Consider the following 17644-nt stretch of genomic DNA (forward strand, 5'->3'; position numbering starts at 1 on the left):
CGCGGGCTCGATGATGCTGCCCTAAATGCGGCGACGCAGCGGAAGTAGAATTCGTCACATCAACATTAATTAGGGCATTACTATTTCATGGTGGGCGGCGCCTCGACGTCCGCCGCTTTCCGTGCGCGGTAGCGTCGGACGCGCTCGCGATTCGCGCAGCCGAGGCCCGGACAGAAGCGGGTTGAGCCGTTCTTGGTCCGGTCGGCGAGCAGTCGGTGGCAGTCGTCGGCCTCGCAGATCCGCAGCCGCCCACGGCTGTCGTCGAGCAGGAGACCCATTAGTCCGACAGTGGATTCGGCGGCGATGTGCCGCCACGGCCAGTCTCCGGGAATGTGGTGGTCGATGTGCCAATCATGCCCGTCATGGCAGGTCATCCTCGGTGTAGCGCCGGCGTCAGCGGCGACGTCGTTGAGGAGCGCGGCAGCCTGCTCACGGTTGGTGGTTGCTGCGATGGCGAGTCGCGACCGGACTGAGCGTAGCGCCAGAACATCGTGTTCGGTGGCGACGCGCGAGGATCGTGCACCCTGCGCCGCTAGCAGTGCGTCGACGTCCGCCGGTTCGGTGAGCAACTCAGCTCGACCGAATTCGGGGGCTGAGTTGATGAGTTGGACCGCGAGGTCCGCCGTCCACCAACTGTAATGGCCTATTGGATGATCGTCCATGTCGACTAGGGTACCGGCGAACACTAGTGTCGGCGACATGGCTGAGCAGCTGATACAGAATGAGACCGAGGTCGCGGCCGCGGGGCGGCGATGGATCGTACCGATGTGGGTCGCGACTATCGCGGTGGCGTGTGTTGGGCTCAACTTGCGGCCCGGCATCACCGCCGTCGCACCTGTACTCGACCAGGCCCGGGCCGACCTGGGGGTTTCTTCGACGGTCGCCGGCCTGGTCACCACGACCCCGCTGCTGTGCTTCGTCGTCCTCTCGAGCCGGGTGCCCAGGGTGGCACGGCGCTGGGGGCTAGAACGCACCGTGATGGCGGCGATGGGTGTCCTCGCACTCGGTTTCGCGGTCCGGATGATTCCAGGCATTGCGGCACTGTTCGTCGGGATGGTGCTGATCGGTGTGGGGATCGTCGGCGGAAACATCCTGCTGCCCACCGTGATCAAACGCGATTACCCGCGCCAATCCGGCGGCCTGATGGCGATCTACACGGCCTCGCTGTTCGTCGGCCCGGCGCTAGCGGCCGGACTGACGCTGCCGATCCAACACGCCTTCGACCTCGACTGGCGCGCAGCGATCTCGACGTGGGGTCTCCTCGTCGTGGTCGGTGCTCTTTCGTGGCTGCCGATGCTGCGTACCAGGGGCGCCGCTCCCGAGGTCGCCGCACCGACGTCGGGAGAACGCGGCACAGCGGCGGTGCCCGGACTGTGGCGAATGCCGTTGGCCTGGGCGGTGACGCTGTACTTCGCCGCCAACTCGCTCGTGTTCTACACCGTCAGCGCCTGGCTGCCGGAAATCCTCGTCGCCGGGGGAGTCTCCACATCGGTCGCCGGCTTCGCGCTCTCATTGACGAGCATCGTCGCACTCGTACCCGCGTTACTCGTCGCAGTTTTCGCCCCGCGCAGACGCCACCAGCTGTGGGTGACGGTCCCGGGGGCCGTGGTGACCGGTGTCGGTCTGCTCGGGATGCTGATCGTGCCCGGCACCGGAACGCTCCTGTGGGTCGTGATCCTCGGTGTCGGCATCGGCGTCACGTCGGCAATGGCCTTCTCGCTTCCGGTCCTGAGGGCTCGGTCCCACGGCAGTACCGCGGAGCTGAATGGGATGGCGCAGACCGTCGGCTACGCGATGTCGGCGTCCGGCCCAGTGCTGGCGGGGCTGCTGCACGACCTCACAGGCGGTTGGACGGCATTGTTGGCCGCGCTCGTCGCGGTGGCCGCCATGCAGGCGATCTGTGGGCGCCGTGCCGGGGCGGATGTGCACGTGGACGCGACCGCGACGTGAAAGCGTCGGTCACGCTCCGAGGTAGAACGCGGCCGCGTTGCCCCAGAACACATCGGCGACCTGCGAGGGATCGAGCACCTGGGCGATGTATTCGAAGTCTCCGTCGTGAAAGGGGCGCCGGGCACGGGTCGAGGGAAGGTCGGTGCCGACCATGAGCGCCGTCGGATCGACGTTTACGATCGCTCGGATCGCCGTCGCAGGGTCCATGTCGATCCGGCCGAAACCGGTGGCTTTGACTCGCACGCCCTGCTCGACGAGGCGCAGCAGGTTCGGTAGGCCGTCCCGGTGCATACCGAGGTGATCGACGCTGGCCGCCGGGAGTCCGGCGATCTGTTCGCAGAGGTCGTTGTCGATGGTGCGGGCATCGATGTAGAGCTCCGCATGCCAGCCGCTCACATCGTGCACGCGGCGGGCGAGACGGTCCAGATCCGCTAGGTCTGCCGAGCCGCCGCGTGCGACATTGAACCGTACTGCGCGCACGCCTGCCTCGTGGAGATCGGAGATCATCTGGTCGGAGACGTCGGCGGGGATCTGGGTGACGCCGACAAAGCTCGGGCCGAGACTCTTGAGGGCCTCGACGAGATATCCCTGGTCGAAGCCTTGGAACGATCCGGAGACGACGGCCCCGCCTGCGATGCCGAGACCGGCGGTGCGCACCCTGTAGTCGTCGACGGTGAACGGTTCGGGCACGTACCCGTTGTTCTCCAGCAGTCGATGTGCGGGGTCGACGATGTGGAGGTGGGCGTCGAAGACGGGTTGCGTCACGGGGCGTCCCTCCAGTTCGGCGGATGATCGATCCGCTCCACGTGTGCTGATGGTTCCATCCGGTACGCGGCGCGCGGCCTCACTCCGCCGGGGCCCGGAACGAATCAGCGTGGTCGGCAGCGAATGCGTTGAATCCTCGTGCAGGACGACCGAGCAGGTCGGGCACTGCGGGGGAGACGTCGGCGGCCTCACCGCGGGCGTAGTGGGCGTAGTCCTCGAGGACGCCTGCGACTTGCCAGGCGGGGAGGACTCCGGCGAGCAGTTCCTCGAATCGGCGGGGGTCGACGTCGTCGAACGAGACCTTCTGTCCCGTTGCCGTGGCGAGACGGTTGGCCAGGTCCGCATGCGTGAGCGACTCCGGCCCGGTGAGCGTCTGGACGCCGATCGGGCGTGCAGCGGCGAGAGCGTGTGCCGCGACATCACCGATATCGCGGGCGTCGATGATGCTGACGGCCGCTGACCCGATCGGCGCGGGGAGTGTTCCGGTGTGCTGCACCGCGCCCGCCACGGCGAGGAGTCCTTGCATGAAGAGGTTCGGTCGCAGAGCTGTCAGGCCGATGCCCGCTTGCGACGCGTAGTTCTCGACCGCGCCGTGGTAGCGCAGGAAGCGCACCGGCGAGTCGGCGTCCGCGCCGAGCTGCGACAGCAGGACGAGGTGGTCGACACCGGCATCCATCGCGTGATCGATGAACCGAATCTGTTGCCGCTCGGCCTTTTCCGACGACGGGGTGACCAGGTAGACAGCGCGGATGCCGACGAGCGCGTTGCGGACGCTTGCGGCGTCATCGAGGTCGCCGGGAACTGGTCTTACGAGTGGGCTCGCCATGCGTCGTGGAGTTCGGGACATCGCGGAGAAGTGGATCTCGGCTGCGGTCAAGGCATCGCTGACGGCCCGTCCCGTAGTGCCGGTCGCTCCTACGACGAGGATGTCTGGTTCGTGTGTCATCGACTTCTCTTTCCAGGTGCCGGGTGGCGGAGATCGAGCGAGAGGATTCGGGCCCACTCCTCATCGACGTCGGCGATGCCGGCGGCGACGACGAGGTGGCAGAGCTGTCCGTAGGCGATGAAGCGTTGAACGTCGTGATCGGTGCCGCCGGAACGCTCCTTCGCGAACTGTGTGATGCGGGCAAGGCCGCGTCTCAACGCGTCGCCGATTACGGGGAGGCCTGCGACCGACTGGGCGTGCACCTGGATCAGCAGGAGTGTCCGGTCGGCGATGAGGTCGGCGTATGCGTCGCCCAACTCGTCGAGGATTGCGGTGGGCGACGCTGGTCGGGGAGGTGTGTCCGCCGACGCGAGAGTCGCCTCGATCTGGTCGAAACACGCATCGACAGCTGCGACGAACAGCTGCTCTTTCCCTGGGAACAGCTTGAAGACGTATGCGGTGGAGATCCCTGCTTCACGAGCGACGTCGGCTACAGTCGTCCCGCCGTAACCGCCTCGGGAGAACGCGCGGAGTGCGGCCGCGACGATGAGTGGTCGTCGTGACTCGGCGGTGGATAAGGTCTTCGTCCCTGGCATGTGAGTGACTGTACACTCACTCTCTCGAGTCGGCTAGTCGTGCTGCGGGACCTCGACGGCATGGCATCGTGAACAACGATGACCGACTCTGTGCGTACGACCGTGGTGGTGGATGCGGCCAACTGCGTCGGAAGTGTCCCGGACGGATGGTGGCGCGATCGGGCGGGAGCGACGAGGCGACTGCGTGACTCCATCGCACCCGACGACCTCCGCGTGGCGTTGCATCTTGACGCGACTCCGCTGGTCGTGCTGGTCGTCGAAGGGCGCGCTCGGGGCGTCGAGTCGTCCGATACGGTGCGAGTGGTGGATGCGCCCGGAAGCGGAGACGACCGGATAGTGGATGTCGTCGAGCAGATCACCGCGTGCGGGGAGGGAGCAGTGGTCGTGACCGCGGACCGAGGTCTGCAGTCACGAGCGGTCGCGTTGGGCGCTCGTACCGTGGGGCCGCGAGTGGTGCGGTCGCGCTGACTCGCGTGCTTGCGCATCGGAGGTCCGACGGTCACGGTCCCGGGTGCGAATCTGCGCCATGATCGATAGGTTGGGCACGGTTACCACCGGGCACTTCGACAGGAGCACATCAGAATGAAGATCGGCATCATCAGCGGTTCGCTTCGCACCTCTCGGGCCACCAGTTCGGTCGCCGCCTACGTTCATCGCGTGGCTTCGGCGCGCAGTGAAGCCACCTACGACCTGATCGAACTCGCCGATTTCGATGTCCCGTTGCTCACCAGTCCGGTTCATCCGATGGTCGCGAACAAGAACTACGACGATCCGAATGTGCAGAAGTGGTCGGACGCGATCGATGGCTTCGACGCCTTCGTCTTCGTAACCCCGGAGTACAACCACGGTGTGCCCGGCGGCTTCAAAAACGCCGTCGACTCCCTCGGTGTCGAGTGGGTCGGGAAGCCGGTCGCCTTCGTCGGCCACGGATCGGTCGGCGGCGTCCGAGCCGTCGAGCAGTGGCGGCAGATTGTCGTCAACTTCTCGATGCCGGTCGCACGGGCCGAACTCAACTTCAACATGTTCAACCACTGGGACGACGGCACGTTCACCCCGGCCGACCGGCACGACGACGAAGTGGGCGCGATGCTCGATCAGCTCGAAGGGCTGACGCGAAAAGCGCAGGCCTGAGTCGACGCGGCGGTCACGTGCCGCGGGATTGGCTTACGTCCTCGGCGAGTCCGACGAGGATGCCTTCGGGTCCGCGCAGGTACGCGAGCCGGTATGCGTTCTCGTACCGCACCACGTCATCGCTGACGAGTTCGACATCGTGCGCGCGCAGTCGGTAGAGCGTGTCGTCGATATCGTCGACACTGAACATGACCCGCAGATAGCCGAGAGCATTCACCGGCGCTCGGCGATGGTCGGCGACGACGGCCGGGCGGAGGAAACGCGAGAGTTCCAGTCGGCCATGCCCGTCCGGTGTCTGCATCATCGCGATCTCGACGCGCTGACCAGGCAATCCGGTCACCTGCCCGGACCACTCGCCCTCGACCGTTGTCCGCCCGAGGAGGTCGAGCCCGAGTTCAGTGAAGAATCCGATCGCCGGGTCGAGGTCGTCGACGACGATTCCGACGTTATCCATCTTCACGGTCATACTTCGCCCTTCTTTCCGGACGCGGGCCGTGACGGCACATACGGCGACTACCCGAGAGAGGTAACAGTTCGGGGCTGATGTTACACAAGAGGTTCCTGTTATCAATGATGCCGGTGATACTTCTCGGGTGACGCGTATTCGACGTACCCTCCTAACCTTCGTCTGTGCGACGATGCTGGCCCTCGCCGGCACGGTGGGTGGCGCGCCCGGAATCGGGCGCGCTGATTCGGCTCCGCAGTGGCGGTACACGATGGTCGGGTTCAGCAACGACAGTGCTCGCGACATGGACGTCTACGAATCGAGCGACGGCACCGACTTCACGTCGGTCAAGCAGGCCGCGTATCGGCCGCCGTCGGGTTACGTCCGCGATCCGAGCATCATGCGGCATACCGACGGGAAGTACTACGTCACCTATACAACCGCCGACGGCGCCAATATCGGTTTCGCCACGAGCTCCGACCGGGTCCACTGGGAGCAGTTGGGCAACTGGCCCGTTCCGCTGTGCTGTGCGTTCCTGCCCGGAACCGGCGACGGCAAGGGGCCGCTCCCGCCTCCCGGAATCAACGGATCGGCGGGTTTCAAAGACGGGCCGTCGTTGTCGCCGTTCGTCACGAAGGCGTGGGCGCCCGAATGGTTCGTCGACGGCGGACGGGTCCACGTCATCCTGTCGCTCTCGACCGGCGGTGGGTTCGTGCCGTACATGATGACCGCGCTCGATTCGTCGCTGAGACTCTGGGGACTACCCGTTCCGCTCGCCGGCATCGGGGCCGACCATATCGACACGACAGTGGTCAAGGTCGGCGCGACCTACCACGCGTTCACGAAGAACGAGACCAAGAAGGTCGTTCAGCACGCGGTCTCGTCGTCGCTGGGCGGTCCGTACTCGTTCGTCACGCCGGGCAACTGGGGGTCGAAGGTCGAAGGCCCTGCCGTCACGCAACTCCCGGGCGGCGCCTGGCGGTTGTACCTCGACGCCTATACGACGGGGAAGTACCTCTACTCCGACAGTGACGACGGGATGAAGACGTGGTCGCCGACGAAGGAGCTCCCCGAACTGTCCGGCAGGGCGCGTCACGTCGGCGTGATGCGAGAACCGGCCTGACGGGGCCGACGTCGCGTCGGTTGCCGGTCGCGGTCTACTCCGCGACGGGCTTTCGCCGGTTCGCCTTGATCGTGCCGCGCTGAGTCTTGGCGTCGAGTCGTCGGCGTTGAGAACCCTTCGTCGGCCGTGTCGGCCGACGGGGAACAGGTGGGGCGACGGCCTCCCGCAAGGCGTCGGCGAGCCGTCTGCGCGCGGCCACGCGATTGCGTCGCTGGGCGCGTTCCTCTGATGCCGCGATCGTGATGACGGAGCCGTCGAGCCGGGCCGCGAGATTGCGTATGACTCTCGCGCGCTGCACGTCGTCCAGTGCTGTCGTCCTGGCGAGGTCGAGACCCAACTGGACACGGGAGTCGGTGGTGTTGACGCCCTGTCCACCGGGCCCTGAGGATCGCGAGAACTGTTCGATCAGCTCGGCCGCGGGCACGCGGAGGCCGCGTGGCGCACCGGGGCCCGCAGAGATGATCAGGTCGTTCATGGTCGCCATTCTCCCCGGTCGCTACCCGATGTGGCGAATGAATACCGTGTCGTACGGCCGATCAGCGGGCCAGCATCGCGACCGCATGATCGGCGACCGCCTCGATGTCGTCGCCGAGGTCGCCGCGTAACCACTGCTGGACCAGCGCCGACATCGCGCCCGTGAACATGACTGCGCGGACCCGGCCGGCAAGTGGGTCCGCGTCGTGGGCGAGTGTCTCGGTGAGAGTCATCTCGTGAAGGAGTCGCTGCGTCTGTTCGCGTCGTCGAGCAAGTACGGGATTGGCTTGAGCCTCGGTGAACAAGACGCGTCCACGACGAGGATCCGCAGAGCTGAAGTGCAGAACCGCGACGATGCCCGCACGGGTCCGTGCCCGAACCGAATCGGCGAATCCGTGGAGGTCTCGCTCGATCGCCTCGCCGAGTGCAAGTGCCGTCTCGTCGTAGACGGCTCCGAGTAGCTCATCAATGTCGGTGAAGCTCTCATAGAAGTACCGAGTATTGAATTCGCATGCGCGACAAACGGATCGCACAGACAAGGCGGATTCGCCGTCGGTGCCGAAGATGCCGAAGGCTGCGTCGATCAGCTTCGACCTGCGTTCGGAACGGCGGTCCGCAAGGGGGATCCCCGCCCATCTCGTTGGGCTCGACACCGTTCGAGCATACTTCTGCAGCGAATGCGTGGTCACGGCCGTGCCCAAACGGCTATTCTGGATACGACCGTAACCAGATACTCCCTCATCGAATACTCGAGGAGCCGACGATGCTGTCTCTTTCGTTGCCACGCTTTCCGTCCAGCCTGTTGTCCGCACCGGGTTTGCCGTCGGTACCAGGTGCGTCCGCCGTGGCCGACCTCCCGGTGCAGTGGCCGCATCGGTACGTCGGAGACTGGCTCAACGCCAAATTCACCGAGAGTGTGAAATCGAAGTTCTTCCGCGGTATGGAGTTCGAGACACCAGTCGGTGATCCCGGATGGTTCGGTCCGGACAGTCGGACCTGGTATGTCCACTCGCACACCCCGGCGCTCATCTTCGGGCTCCAGTGTGCGTCGTACCTCGAGCGACTCGATCCGAGTATCTATTGGATGGGGATGCATCACTCGCGTCTTGTGGAACACTCCGACAGCGGACTCGTCGCTCGAATCGATCCCGAGGGGGCGGCGGTCCGCCTCGGGCATTCGCTGGCGTTCTTCGTCGGCGCGGCCTACGGCTCCACCGAGACCGCCGAGCGGCTCGCGCGAACGGTACGATCGATGCATCACACGATCAAAGGGGACCGTCCGGACGGGCTCGCCTACGACGCCGACGATCCAGACTGGTTGCGGTGGAACTACGCGACCGTCGTCTGGGGGATTGCGACTGCGCACGAGATCTACCATCCGAGGCCCCTTCGGGGCGCTGACCTCGACGAGTACTACGCCGAGTTCGTCCGTGTCGGTCATGCGCTCGGCGGGACGGACCTCCCGACGTCCAAGGTGGAGGTCCTCGACTGTCTGAGGGGGTACCTACCGAGGCTGGGGTTGACCTATGGAAGCGCGATGGCGACGGGCATCAACCTCACCAATCCGGCGGAGGCCGCCGTCGACTGGGCGATCCGCGACACTATGCCGCCCTGGGCGGCTCGGCTCGTGATGTACCGGGCGCCGAACCCGGTGGAGCGTCGAGCGCGTCGGGCCGCCGTGTGGACGGCGATCAACGGGCTGCACGCGAGTATGGGGGAGGCACCCGAATTCGCGGCGGCTCGGCGGCGAGTCGCGGGCGGTACCACCGTGCCGCACACCGAGCCGGCGCACGTCCTCGGTTCCGATCCGGACATGGATCGTGCGCAGGTGGAGCAGGAGTTCGGCACATCGTGAATGACCTGCGGCCGCGGGTCGCTACCGCAGGGAGCCTGCGGTCTCCGGCCGCGACCTCCGTCGAGTGTCGTCGTCTCCTGGCCTCAGACGCCCCGAAGCGCTAAATTAGAACGTGTTCTAATTTACGACCTGAGGAGTGACGTCATGGGTGAAGTTCTCGCGCGCATCGAAGAGCATGCCGAGGAGATTCGGGCGGCGGGAGTCGAAGGCGACGAATTGATGCGCCTGCCCGACTCGTCGGCGAAGCGCCTCCGCGACACCGGAGTGATTCGGATGCTGCAGCCGGTGAAGCACGGCGGGATGTCTGTGCATCCGCGCGAGTTCGCCGAGACGGTGATGGGTGTGGCCGCGATGGACGGGGCTACCGGCTGGGTCTCCGGCATAGTCGGTATCCACCCGTGGGAACTGGCGTTCGCCGACCCCAAGGTTCAGGACGAGATCTGGGGTGAGGATCCCGACACCTGGGTGGCCTCGCCGTACGCCCCGATGGGGGTGGCGACGCCGGTCGACGGCGGCTACACGCTGAAGGGTCGCTGGCAGTTCTCGTCGGGCACGGACCATTGCAAATGGATCGTCCTCGGGGCGATGGTCGGCGACGAGAAGGGCAAGCCGGTGATGCCGCCGACCATTCTGCACGTCATCCTGCCTCGTGAGGACTACACGATCCTCGACGACTCGTGGGACGTCATCGGGCTTCGTGGCACGGGCTCGAAAGATGTCGTCGTCGACGGTGCCTACATTCCTGCGTATCGCACGCTGAAGTCCGACGACGTCATGGACGGTACCGCACCGCGCGCCGCGGGCCTCACCGATTCGACCTACCTCATGCCGTTCAGCTGCATGTTCCCGCTCGGCATCACGTCGGCGGTCATCGGGATCGCCGAAGGTGCGCTCGCGTGCCATATCGCCGCGCAGAAGGATCGCGTCGCGATCACCGGTCAGAAGATCAAGGACGACCCGTACGTCCTGTACGCGATCGGCGAGGCCGCCGCCGAGATCGCCGCGTCCCGTGCGGCGCTCCTCGAGACCGTCGACCGGTTCTACGACAAGACCGAAGCGGGGCAGGAGATCACGTTCGAAGAGCGTGCGATCGGGCGACGAACCCAGACTGCGGCGGCGTGGCGCGCAGTCCGGGCGGTGGACGAGATCTTCGCGCGCTCCGGTGGAGGCGCACTGCACCGGAAGTTCCCCATGCAGCGCTTTTTCCGTGACGCGCACGCGGGCCTCGCGCACGCGATTCACGTTCCGGGGTCGATCTTCCACGCATCGTCGTTGACTCAACTGGGCGGCGAGCCGCAGGGCATGATGCGGTCGATGATCTGACCGCCGATCGAACCTAGAACGTGTTACAGTCCAACCTAGCTGGACTAGTGTCCAGTCATTAGTCTGTATAGATCGGCGTAGGAGAGACAATGGATTTCGGGATCGTCCAGTTCACGAGTGACCGAGGTCTGTCGCCGTCGGTCTTGGCGCCGCTGATCGAGGATGCCGGATTCAGTGCCTACTTCGTCCCCGAGCATGGGCACATCCCGACCAGGCGCGACGCGGCACATCCTCAGACGGGCGATTCGTCGCTCCCGGACGACCGCTACATGCGCACGCTCGACCCGTGGGTGTCCCTGAGCGCCGCGGCGGCAGTCACCTCGAAGATCCGTCTCGGAACCGCGGTGGCGCTCCCCGTGCAGTCGGACCCGATCACTCTCGCAAAGTCCATCGCCACGCTCGATCACCTGTCGGGTGGTCGCGTCACCCTCGGTGTCGGATTCGGGTGGAATCTGGACGAGCTCAATGACCACGGGGTGCCGTCGAAGCGACGGCGGACCATGCTGCGTGAATACCTCGAAGCGATGCGGACGCTCTGGTCCGAGGAAGAGGCCGAGTACGCGGGCGAGTTCGTGAACTTCGGCCCGAGCTGGGCGTGGCCCAAGACGGTCCAGCGGCCGGGGCCGCCGACGCTCGTCGGCGCCGCGGGCAACGAGAAGAACTTCAAGTGGATCGCGCGCAGCGCAGACGGCTGGATCACGACGCCGAACGAGGACGATATCGACGCCTCGGTTCTGCTCCTCAAGCGGATCTGGGCGGATGCGGGGCGGGACGGCGATCCGCAGATCGTCGTCCTCGACTTCAAACCGGTCGCTGAGAAGCTCGACCGGTGGCGCGAGTTGGGCGTGACGACCGTGCTGTACGGCGTGCCCGACGACAGCGAGGAACGAGCGAGTGGCTACCTCGCCAAGCTCGCGGGCAAGCTGGGAATCGAATAGGCGAGGGGCTCTGTCCGTGACGACAGCCAGCGAATCGGTGTCCGTCTACCGGGAGATCGAAGCCGAGTTGACCGGGCCAGACGGTCGGTTCGCGGTGGTCGACACCGAGATCGGCGGCGAGACGATGCGCGTCTACCGGGATACGCCGGGGAGCCTCGACGAAGTCTTCGCCGCGCTCGTCGACGAGTTCGGCGATGCCACGCTATTCATCGAGAACGGCGTGTCGCACACCTACCGTCAGGTGTCCGACGCGGCAGCTGTGTTGGCCGGATCGCTGGTCCGAGACCACGGTATCGCCGACGGCTCCCGGGTCGGCGTGGCGATGAAGAATCGGGTGGCGTTCGTCGTCTCGCTCATCGCGATCGGACGATGCGGTGCCGTCGCGGTGCTGTTCAACTCCCGCGAAAGCGAAGCCGAGCTCGGAGGCGCGGTCGCCGACGCGCAGTGCACCCTGATCATCGCCGACGACGATCGGGCCGCGAAGATCCGCGCGCGGGACGAGCGAACCGAACTCGTCGTCGTCGGCGACGCAGACCTGCCTTCGGCGCCCGCGCGTCGATACGACGAACTTCTGGCGGGACACGACTCGATCGCCGCCCGCGCAGTGCCCGATCCGGACTCGCCGTCGTGGATCCTGTTCACTTCCGGGACGTCGGGACAGTCCAAAGGCGTGGTGCTTACCCACCGCAACCTCTGCACTCTGATCGTCAACCTGCGCGTGATCAAAGAGACGAGCATCCTCACAAATTCCCGCAAGTACGGAATGGAGCCGGACGCCCTTCGCCCGATGATGCCGAAGCTCTCCGCGCTCCTGATCTTCCCGCTGTTCCACACCTCGGGGCTGGTTTCGCTGCTGACGACGATGATTTCCGGCGGGTTCGTGGTGATCATGTCGCGATGGGACGTCGGTGCGGCGATCGAACTCATCGCCGAGTACGAGTTGGCGATGCTCGCCGGACCTCCGATGGTCATCGTCGATCTGTTGCGGGCCGAGCCTCCTGCCGAGAAGGTCGGAACTCTGATCAACGTCGCGGCCGCGGGTCAGGCGACCCCGCCCGATCTGGTAGCCGGGATCGGCCGTGTTCTGCCCAACTCGGGGCGCGGTGTCGGATGGGGCATGACGGAGACCGCGGCCAGTGTCTGCACTGCGAACGGCGATCTCCTTGCGACACACCCCAATACGTCTGGAGCGGTGAGCCCGGTGATGGACGTGCGGGTCGTCGACGCGGCAGGCGAAGTGCTCGAGGCGCCCGGTGCGAGCGGGGAACTGCAGGTTCGCGGCCCTCAGGTCATGGTCGGTTACCTGAACCGCCCCGACGAGACGGCGGCGGTCTTCGACGGCTCCTGGTACCGCTCGGGAGATCTCGGCTATGTGGATGCCGACGGGCTCGTCTACGTCATGGACCGAAAGAAGGACATCGTGATCACCGCAGGTGAGAACGTATACTGCACGGAGGTCGAGTTCGTGCTGCTCTCCTCCGAACGCTTCACCGAGGTCGCGGTGTTCGGTGTACCCGATGAGCGCATGGGGGAGCGGGTCATTGCCGCGGTCACGCTCGCCGACGGGGTGACGATGACCGCGGACGAGGTCCGAGATCTCGTCCGCGAGTCGCTCGCCGACTACAAGATGCCCGCCGAAGTCCTGTTCGACATGGGCCCGTTCCCGCGGAACGCGACCGGCAAGATCCTCAAGCGAAAGATCCGCGAGAACTACCTCGGCTGATCAACGCCGGGTGTTCCGCGGATGTCGCGGCCTCAGTTGCCTTGTCGCACCCTCAATGCGTCTTAGCAGCCTCCGCGGAGGCTGCTAAGACGCATTGAGGGTGCGTAGCGGTATGTGAAGGTGCGACGACGCAGTTGAGGCTGCTAGTGCCTCGTGTCGTCCCGTGACTCATTCCTGCTTGCGTTGGGCTCTCTCGTGCTTGTCGACGACCCCGCCGAACATCATGTTGAGGGCCGAGCCCTGCGGCCACCCGATGTAGTAGCAGAGGAACAGCGCGATCTCCTTCAGGTCGTCGCCGTCCAGTTCGCCGTTGCCGAGTGCGGCGCCCGCCTGGATCTCGGCGACGTCGATCTGGCCCGACGCCGCGAGGACGCCGAGCAGTAGGAGTCGACGATCGCGGATGCTCAGCTTCTCGCGCGTCCACACTTCGCCGAACAGCTGGTCGGCGGTGTGGGCGAAGAAGTCGCCCGGTCCGTCCTTCATCTCCCAGCCGTAGACCTTGGACATCATGTCCAGCCCCTTCTGGCGCTGCGGCGAGGTCTGCTCGGTGGAATTCTCCGGGGTGGTCATACGTCCTCCTTCTCTTCGCCGACGCCGAGGCCATCGGCGAACCGGTCGAGCGACAGTGCGGTGAGCGGCAGATCGACGCCGACGGCGGCACCGAGATCGAGAGCCAGCCCGAGATCCTTCTCGCCGAGCTCGCGTACGTGGTCGAACACGTCGTACCAGAAGTCGTCGCGAGCGATCGGTGCTGCGGTGTCGCGCAGCATGATCGCGCCGGCGCCGCCGGTGATCGCGTCGGTGTGGCGAACGACCTTGCCGAGCTTCACCAGATCGATGCCCGCGGCCTCGGCGAGACGGGCGGCCTCGGTTGTAGCCGTGAACGAGATGAAGTGAAGCAGATTGCGCGCCAGCTTCATCTTGGTGCCCGCCCCGATCGGTCCGGCGTGGACCAGCATGTCGGAGACCAGGGAGTACGGCGCCTTGATCCGCAGGTACGCCTCGCGATCGCCGCCGACCATGATCGCTAGCCTGCCCTGCTTCGCGCCCTGTGCGCCGCCGGAGACCGGAGCGTCGACGAGCGCGACGCCCTTGGCCGCGCAGACGGCTTCCAGATCGATTGCGGTCTGCGGGCCGATCGTCGAATGGACGACCACGACGGTGCCTTCGCGTGCCGTTTCCAGAATGCCTGCGGGGCCGGACACGACGGCTTCGACTTGCTCGTCATTGAGTACGGTGATCCCGATTATTGTTGCGGAACTGGCGATCTCGGCGGGTGACTCGGCGCGGACCGCGCCGTCTACAGTCGCATCGGGGCGGACGTCGCCCACGATCAGACCACCCGGCCATGCGGCGAGGCGCTCAGCGATCGGCGCACCCATATTGCCGAGGCCGATGAAGCCGATCGGCTCTTGCGGGGTCTCGTTCTTTGCGTCGGTCACCGGATGATCTGCCCGCCGTCGACATTGAAGATCTGTCCGGTGATCCACGCGGCCTCGTCGGAGAGCAGAAACAGCAACATCCCGGCCATGTCGTCCGGGGTTCCCATTCGCGAGAGCGGTAACTTGCCGACCATCTCGGCGACCATGTTGCCCGGGGTCGTGGTCTTGGTCGCCTCGGTGTCGGTGGGGCCCGGGGCTATCGCGTTGATACGGATGCCGGACCCGCCCAGCTCGGTGGCGAGCTGTTGGGTGAGGCTGTTGACGCCTGCCTTCGCGACACCGTAGAAGCCGCTGTAGAGCCAGGCCGCCGTCGACGACTGATTGACGATCGCGCTGCCCGGCTTCATCTTTCCGTAGACGGCGCGCGTCACATTGAGCGCGCCGTCGAAATTCACGCTCATGAACTTCTTGTAATAGTCCCACGGGACGGTGATGAGGAAGTCGAGCTTCATGCCGCCGTAGATCGCGGCGTTGTTGACGAGGTAGTCGATCTGGCCGTATGCCTCGATCGTCGCGTCGGCGAGTGCCTGAGCGGAGTCCGGGTCGGACACGTCGGTGTGGACGTATAGTCCGCCGATGTCGGAGGCGACCTGCTGGCCCGCCTCGTCGTTCAGGTCGGCGACGACGACCTTCGCTCCTTCTGCGGCGAGCCTGCGCGCGTACACCTCGCCGATACCGCCAGCCGCGCCGGTGACGATCGCGATCTTTCCTTCAAACCGTTCGGTTCCCATGTTCTTCCTTCTGGTTGTGATTAGTCGGTGCGGCGGTCTCGATACGTCCTCGCCCAGCCTGGACGTCTGGCTCGGCACCCCCAGACTGGTCGAGTAGGCGGGGGAGCGAAGCGGAGGAGCCGTATCGAGACCCCGCTGCGCGAGAACTGGCCGCCGCCCCCTCAGGCGGGCGTCGCGACGGCCTTGGTCTCGAGGTACTCCTCGAATCCGGCGACGCCCATCTCGCGGCCGATGCCGGAGTGCTTGTATCCGCCGAACGGGACGTCGGCCGAATACCAGATACCGCCGTTGACGCCCATGGTTCCGGTTCGGACGCTGTCGACGACCTTCTGGATACGGCCGGGGTCGGTGCCCCATACCGCGCCGGACAATCCGTAGGGGGAGTCGTTGGCGATGGCGATCGCGTCGTCGTCCCCGTCGTGTGGGAGGATCACCAGCACCGGGCCGAAGATCTCCTCCTGCGCGACGCGTGCGGAGTTGTCGACACCGGAGATGAGAGTCGGCTCGACGAAGAAGCCCTTCTCCTTGTCGGCGGGCCGCCCACCACCGGTCTCGATGACCCCGCCCTCGGACTTCGCCAGTTCGATGTATCCCAGCACGCGGTCGCGTTGGACGGCCGAGATCAGCGGACCGCAGATGGTTCCACCCTTGGTCGGGTCGCCGGGCTGTAGGCCTGCCATCGCATCGCGCACCAGGCTGATGGCCTCCTCGTGCATGTCTCGGGGCACGAGCAGTCGGGTGGTGATCGCGCAGCCCTGGCCCGCGTGCGTGACGACACTGAACGCGGCCATCGAGCACGCTGCTGCGAGGTCGGCGTCGTCGAGGACGATGAACGCCGACTTGCCGCCGAGCTCTAGGAACACCCGCTTCAGGGTCTCTGCGGCAGCGGCCATCACCTTGCGGCCGGTGGCTGTGGATCCGGTGAACGAGACGATGTCCACGCGCGGGTCCGAGGAGAGCAGTGCGCCGACCGTGTGGTCGCTGGACGTCACTACGTTGATCACGCCTGCCGGGATGTCGGTCTCCTCGGCGATCACCTTGCCGACGAGCGCAGCGCACCACGGTGTGTCGGGCGCGGGCTTGAGGACCACGGTGCAGCCCGCGGCGAGGGCGGGCCCGATCTTGGCGAAGTTGATTTGATGGGGAAAGTTCCACGGGGTGATCGCGCCGACGACACCCGCGGCTTCCCGCACGATGCGGCGGTCGTTGGGGATGCCCATCGGCTCCGCCCGGCCGAGGTCGGTTTTCCACTCGTAGCTCTCGGCGAGGTCGGCGAAGTAGCCGAGGTCGGCGATCGGACCTTCCAGTTGTGGGCCCGACGTCAGGAACTTCGGTGCGCCGACTTCGGCGATCGTGATCTCGCGCAGTTCCTCGATGTGTCCCATGAGCGCGTCGCGGAGCTGGCGCAGGCACGTCGCGCGAAAGGCTGGATCACGCGACCACGGTGTCGTGTCGAAAGCGGTGCGCGCGGCGGCGATCGCTGCGTCCATATCGGCCTCGCTCGCATCTGCGGCCTGCCCGATCACCTCCTCGGTCGCCGGGTTGACGACATCGAATGTGCCTGCTGATCCGGGAACCAATGCTCCGTTTATCAGCAGTTCAGAGCTGGTTTCTGGCTTGAGCGGCACGCCTGACTCTCTTTCTGGACAACTGTCTGGACTTGAGTATGAACCTAATGTAGCGTCGGTGCCGATGTCCAGTACTCACAGGAAGTTGGTCACCGACATGGCATTGCACCGGGCGGAACTCGACGAGATGAAGGAACGCTGGCTGCAGGCCAACGTCGACGTGGAGAAGGCGGGCGACTGGCGGCCGCTCGCCGACTTCTACACCGAGGATGCGACGTACGGCTGGAACTACGGTCCCGAGTACGACTTCATGGCCGTCGGACGTGACGAGATCCGCGACATCGCCATTGGCCTGGAGATGGACGGCCTCGACGGGTGGACGTACCCCTATCAGTCGTGGGTGATCGACGAACAGACCGGCGACATGATCGGTCTGTGGAAGCAGATCAACGAAGCCACCCGCGCCGACGGATCGCACTACGCGCTCAACGGTGTGCAGGGGAGTTGGTTCAAGTACGCTGGCGACTTCCAGTGGGGATGGCAGCGTGACTTCTTCGACTACGGCAACGTCACCGCATTGTTCACGGAGATGCTCACCGACGGCGTCGTCACGCCCGGCCTCAAGGGACGGATCGACCGGGTCTTGAACGCCGAC

The 17644-nt window shown here is 65.7% G+C and carries 20 protein-coding genes; 9 read left to right on the top strand and 11 right to left on the bottom strand.

Translation table 11 applies throughout. The annotated features are described in order from the left end of the window. Positions 1 to 80: 80 nt before the first annotated feature. The gene (locus tag ACTIMF_RS11460) at positions 81 to 662 is read right to left on the bottom strand and encodes a CGNR zinc finger domain-containing protein (protein ID WP_442350417.1); all 582 of its coding nucleotides are present in this window, start codon (positions 660 to 662) and stop codon (positions 81 to 83) included. Positions 663 to 699: 37 nt separating this feature from the next. On the opposite strand from ACTIMF_RS11460, the gene ACTIMF_RS11465 reads away from it, so the two are divergent. Next, positions 700 to 1950 carry a CynX/NimT family MFS transporter gene (locus ACTIMF_RS11465; RefSeq protein WP_442350418.1) on the top strand — a complete coding sequence of 417 codons (1251 nt, stop codon included), beginning with the start codon at positions 700 to 702 and terminating at the stop codon, positions 1948 to 1950. A gap of 9 nt (positions 1951 to 1959) precedes the next feature. On the opposite strand, the gene ACTIMF_RS11470 is transcribed toward ACTIMF_RS11465, so the two are convergent. From ACTIMF_RS11470 to ACTIMF_RS11480, 3 genes are all read right to left on the bottom strand, one after another. After that, positions 1960 to 2715: an amidohydrolase family protein gene (locus tag ACTIMF_RS11470; RefSeq protein ID WP_442350419.1), complete on the bottom strand. Its 756-nt coding sequence runs from the start codon at positions 2713 to 2715 to the stop codon at positions 1960 to 1962. A 79-nt stretch (positions 2716 to 2794) separates the two neighbouring features. Continuing rightward, positions 2795 to 3661 carry an NmrA family NAD(P)-binding protein gene (locus ACTIMF_RS11475; protein WP_442350420.1) on the bottom strand — a complete coding sequence of 289 codons (867 nt, stop codon included), beginning with the start codon at positions 3659 to 3661 and terminating at the stop codon, positions 2795 to 2797. Then, positions 3658 to 4236, bottom strand: a complete 579-nt coding sequence (locus ACTIMF_RS11480; RefSeq protein WP_442350421.1) for a TetR/AcrR family transcriptional regulator — start codon at positions 4234 to 4236, stop codon at positions 3658 to 3660. The genes ACTIMF_RS11475 and ACTIMF_RS11480 overlap by 4 nt, the downstream gene beginning before the upstream one ends. 78 nt (positions 4237 to 4314) lie before the next feature. Here ACTIMF_RS11480 and ACTIMF_RS11485 point away from each other — a divergent pair, with 78 nt between their 5' ends. Then, positions 4315 to 4704 (top strand): hypothetical protein, encoded by a 390-nt coding sequence (locus ACTIMF_RS11485; protein WP_442350422.1) that lies wholly within the window; start codon positions 4315 to 4317, stop codon positions 4702 to 4704. A gap of 114 nt (positions 4705 to 4818) precedes the next feature. Next, the gene (locus ACTIMF_RS11490; RefSeq protein WP_442350423.1) at positions 4819 to 5367 is read left to right on the top strand and encodes an NADPH-dependent FMN reductase; all 549 of its coding nucleotides are present in this window, start codon (positions 4819 to 4821) and stop codon (positions 5365 to 5367) included. A 13-nt stretch (positions 5368 to 5380) separates the two neighbouring features. Here the strand turns inward: ACTIMF_RS11490 and ACTIMF_RS11495 are convergent, their stop codons facing one another. Then, positions 5381 to 5833 carry a VOC family protein gene (locus ACTIMF_RS11495; RefSeq protein WP_442350424.1) on the bottom strand — a complete coding sequence of 151 codons (453 nt, stop codon included), beginning with the start codon at positions 5831 to 5833 and terminating at the stop codon, positions 5381 to 5383. 172 nt (positions 5834 to 6005) lie between these two features. Between ACTIMF_RS11495 and ACTIMF_RS11500 the strand changes: the two genes are divergently transcribed. Further along, on the top strand, positions 6006 to 6935 hold the full coding sequence (locus ACTIMF_RS11500) for an arabinofuranosidase (RefSeq protein ID WP_442350479.1): 930 nt from the start codon (positions 6006 to 6008) through the stop codon (positions 6933 to 6935). A 34-nt stretch (positions 6936 to 6969) separates the two neighbouring features. Here the strand turns inward: ACTIMF_RS11500 and arfB are convergent, their stop codons facing one another. Together arfB and ACTIMF_RS11510 are read right to left on the bottom strand one after the other, a co-directional pair. Next, positions 6970 to 7410 (bottom strand): alternative ribosome rescue aminoacyl-tRNA hydrolase ArfB, encoded by a 441-nt coding sequence (gene arfB / locus ACTIMF_RS11505; RefSeq protein WP_442350425.1) that lies wholly within the window; start codon positions 7408 to 7410, stop codon positions 6970 to 6972. Positions 7411 to 7471: 61 nt separating this feature from the next. Next, positions 7472 to 8062: a TetR/AcrR family transcriptional regulator gene (locus ACTIMF_RS11510; protein ID WP_442350426.1), complete on the bottom strand. Its 591-nt coding sequence runs from the start codon at positions 8060 to 8062 to the stop codon at positions 7472 to 7474. A 110-nt stretch (positions 8063 to 8172) separates the two neighbouring features. Between ACTIMF_RS11510 and ACTIMF_RS11515 the strand changes: the two genes are divergently transcribed. From ACTIMF_RS11515 to ACTIMF_RS11530, 4 genes are all read left to right on the top strand, one after another. Beyond that, complete coding sequence (locus ACTIMF_RS11515; RefSeq protein WP_442350427.1) at positions 8173 to 9264, top strand: oxygenase MpaB family protein; 1092 nt, start codon at positions 8173 to 8175, stop codon at positions 9262 to 9264. Between the two features lie 144 nt (positions 9265 to 9408). Next, on the top strand, positions 9409 to 10587 hold the full coding sequence (locus tag ACTIMF_RS11520) for an acyl-CoA dehydrogenase family protein (RefSeq protein WP_442350428.1): 1179 nt from the start codon (positions 9409 to 9411) through the stop codon (positions 10585 to 10587). Positions 10588 to 10676: 89 nt separating this feature from the next. Further along, entirely contained in the window at positions 10677 to 11525 is an 849-nt protein-coding gene (locus tag ACTIMF_RS11525; RefSeq protein ID WP_442350429.1) for an LLM class F420-dependent oxidoreductase, read from the top strand. Between the two features lie 16 nt (positions 11526 to 11541). Continuing rightward, complete coding sequence (locus ACTIMF_RS11530) at positions 11542 to 13248, top strand: class I adenylate-forming enzyme family protein (protein ID WP_442350430.1); 1707 nt, start codon at positions 11542 to 11544, stop codon at positions 13246 to 13248. Positions 13249 to 13416: 168 nt separating this feature from the next. Here ACTIMF_RS11530 and ACTIMF_RS11535 read toward each other — a convergent pair whose 3' ends face one another. From ACTIMF_RS11535 to ACTIMF_RS11550, 4 genes are all read right to left on the bottom strand, one after another. Further along, positions 13417 to 13818 carry a carboxymuconolactone decarboxylase family protein gene (locus tag ACTIMF_RS11535; protein WP_442350431.1) on the bottom strand — a complete coding sequence of 134 codons (402 nt, stop codon included), beginning with the start codon at positions 13816 to 13818 and terminating at the stop codon, positions 13417 to 13419. Beyond that, positions 13815 to 14690 (bottom strand): NAD(P)-dependent oxidoreductase, encoded by an 876-nt coding sequence (locus ACTIMF_RS11540; RefSeq protein WP_442350432.1) that lies wholly within the window; start codon positions 14688 to 14690, stop codon positions 13815 to 13817. Before ACTIMF_RS11540 ends, ACTIMF_RS11535 begins: the two co-directional genes overlap by 4 nt. Next, positions 14687 to 15421: an SDR family oxidoreductase gene (locus ACTIMF_RS11545; RefSeq protein WP_442350433.1), complete on the bottom strand. Its 735-nt coding sequence runs from the start codon at positions 15419 to 15421 to the stop codon at positions 14687 to 14689. Before ACTIMF_RS11545 ends, ACTIMF_RS11540 begins: the two co-directional genes overlap by 4 nt. 161 nt (positions 15422 to 15582) lie before the next feature. Further along, positions 15583 to 17049, bottom strand: coding sequence for an aldehyde dehydrogenase (locus ACTIMF_RS11550; RefSeq protein WP_442350434.1), 1467 nt, complete (start codon positions 17047 to 17049; stop codon positions 15583 to 15585). A 97-nt stretch (positions 17050 to 17146) separates the two neighbouring features. On the opposite strand from ACTIMF_RS11550, the gene ACTIMF_RS11555 reads away from it, so the two are divergent. After that, on the top strand, positions 17147 to 17644 hold a 498-nt coding region (locus ACTIMF_RS11555), incomplete at its 3' end, for a nuclear transport factor 2 family protein (protein ID WP_442350480.1).

Source organism: Gordonia sp. (in: high G+C Gram-positive bacteria) (assembly GCF_052106715.1).
In the GTDB taxonomy this organism is placed as follows: Bacteria; Actinomycetota; Actinomycetes; order Mycobacteriales; family Mycobacteriaceae; genus Gordonia.

Bases quoted from the DNA above. Each gene is read 5' to 3' on its own strand.
- ACTIMF_RS11460 (WP_442350417.1), bottom strand. From the start codon at position 662: ATGGACGATCATCCAATAGGCCATTACAGTTGGTGGACGGCGGACCTC.
- ACTIMF_RS11465 (WP_442350418.1), top strand. From the start codon at position 700: ATGGCTGAGCAGCTGATACAGAATGAGACCGAGGTCGCGGCCGCGGGG.
- ACTIMF_RS11475 (WP_442350420.1), bottom strand. From the start codon at position 3,661: ATGACACACGAACCAGACATCCTCGTCGTAGGAGCGACCGGCACTACG.
- ACTIMF_RS11480 (WP_442350421.1), bottom strand. From the start codon at position 4,236: ATGCCAGGGACGAAGACCTTATCCACCGCCGAGTCACGACGACCACTC.
- ACTIMF_RS11485 (WP_442350422.1), top strand. From the start codon at position 4,315: ATGACCGACTCTGTGCGTACGACCGTGGTGGTGGATGCGGCCAACTGC.
- ACTIMF_RS11490 (WP_442350423.1), top strand. From the start codon at position 4,819: ATGAAGATCGGCATCATCAGCGGTTCGCTTCGCACCTCTCGGGCCACC.
- ACTIMF_RS11495 (WP_442350424.1), bottom strand. From the start codon at position 5,833: ATGACCGTGAAGATGGATAACGTCGGAATCGTCGTCGACGACCTCGAC.
- ACTIMF_RS11500 (WP_442350479.1), top strand. From the start codon at position 6,006: ATGCTGGCCCTCGCCGGCACGGTGGGTGGCGCGCCCGGAATCGGGCGC.
- arfB (WP_442350425.1), bottom strand. From the start codon at position 7,410: ATGAACGACCTGATCATCTCTGCGGGCCCCGGTGCGCCACGCGGCCTC.
- ACTIMF_RS11515 (WP_442350427.1), top strand. From the start codon at position 8,173: ATGCTGTCTCTTTCGTTGCCACGCTTTCCGTCCAGCCTGTTGTCCGCA.
- ACTIMF_RS11520 (WP_442350428.1), top strand. From the start codon at position 9,409: ATGGGTGAAGTTCTCGCGCGCATCGAAGAGCATGCCGAGGAGATTCGG.
- ACTIMF_RS11525 (WP_442350429.1), top strand. From the start codon at position 10,677: ATGGATTTCGGGATCGTCCAGTTCACGAGTGACCGAGGTCTGTCGCCG.
- ACTIMF_RS11535 (WP_442350431.1), bottom strand. From the start codon at position 13,818: ATGACCACCCCGGAGAATTCCACCGAGCAGACCTCGCCGCAGCGCCAG.
- ACTIMF_RS11545 (WP_442350433.1), bottom strand. From the start codon at position 15,421: ATGGGAACCGAACGGTTTGAAGGAAAGATCGCGATCGTCACCGGCGCG.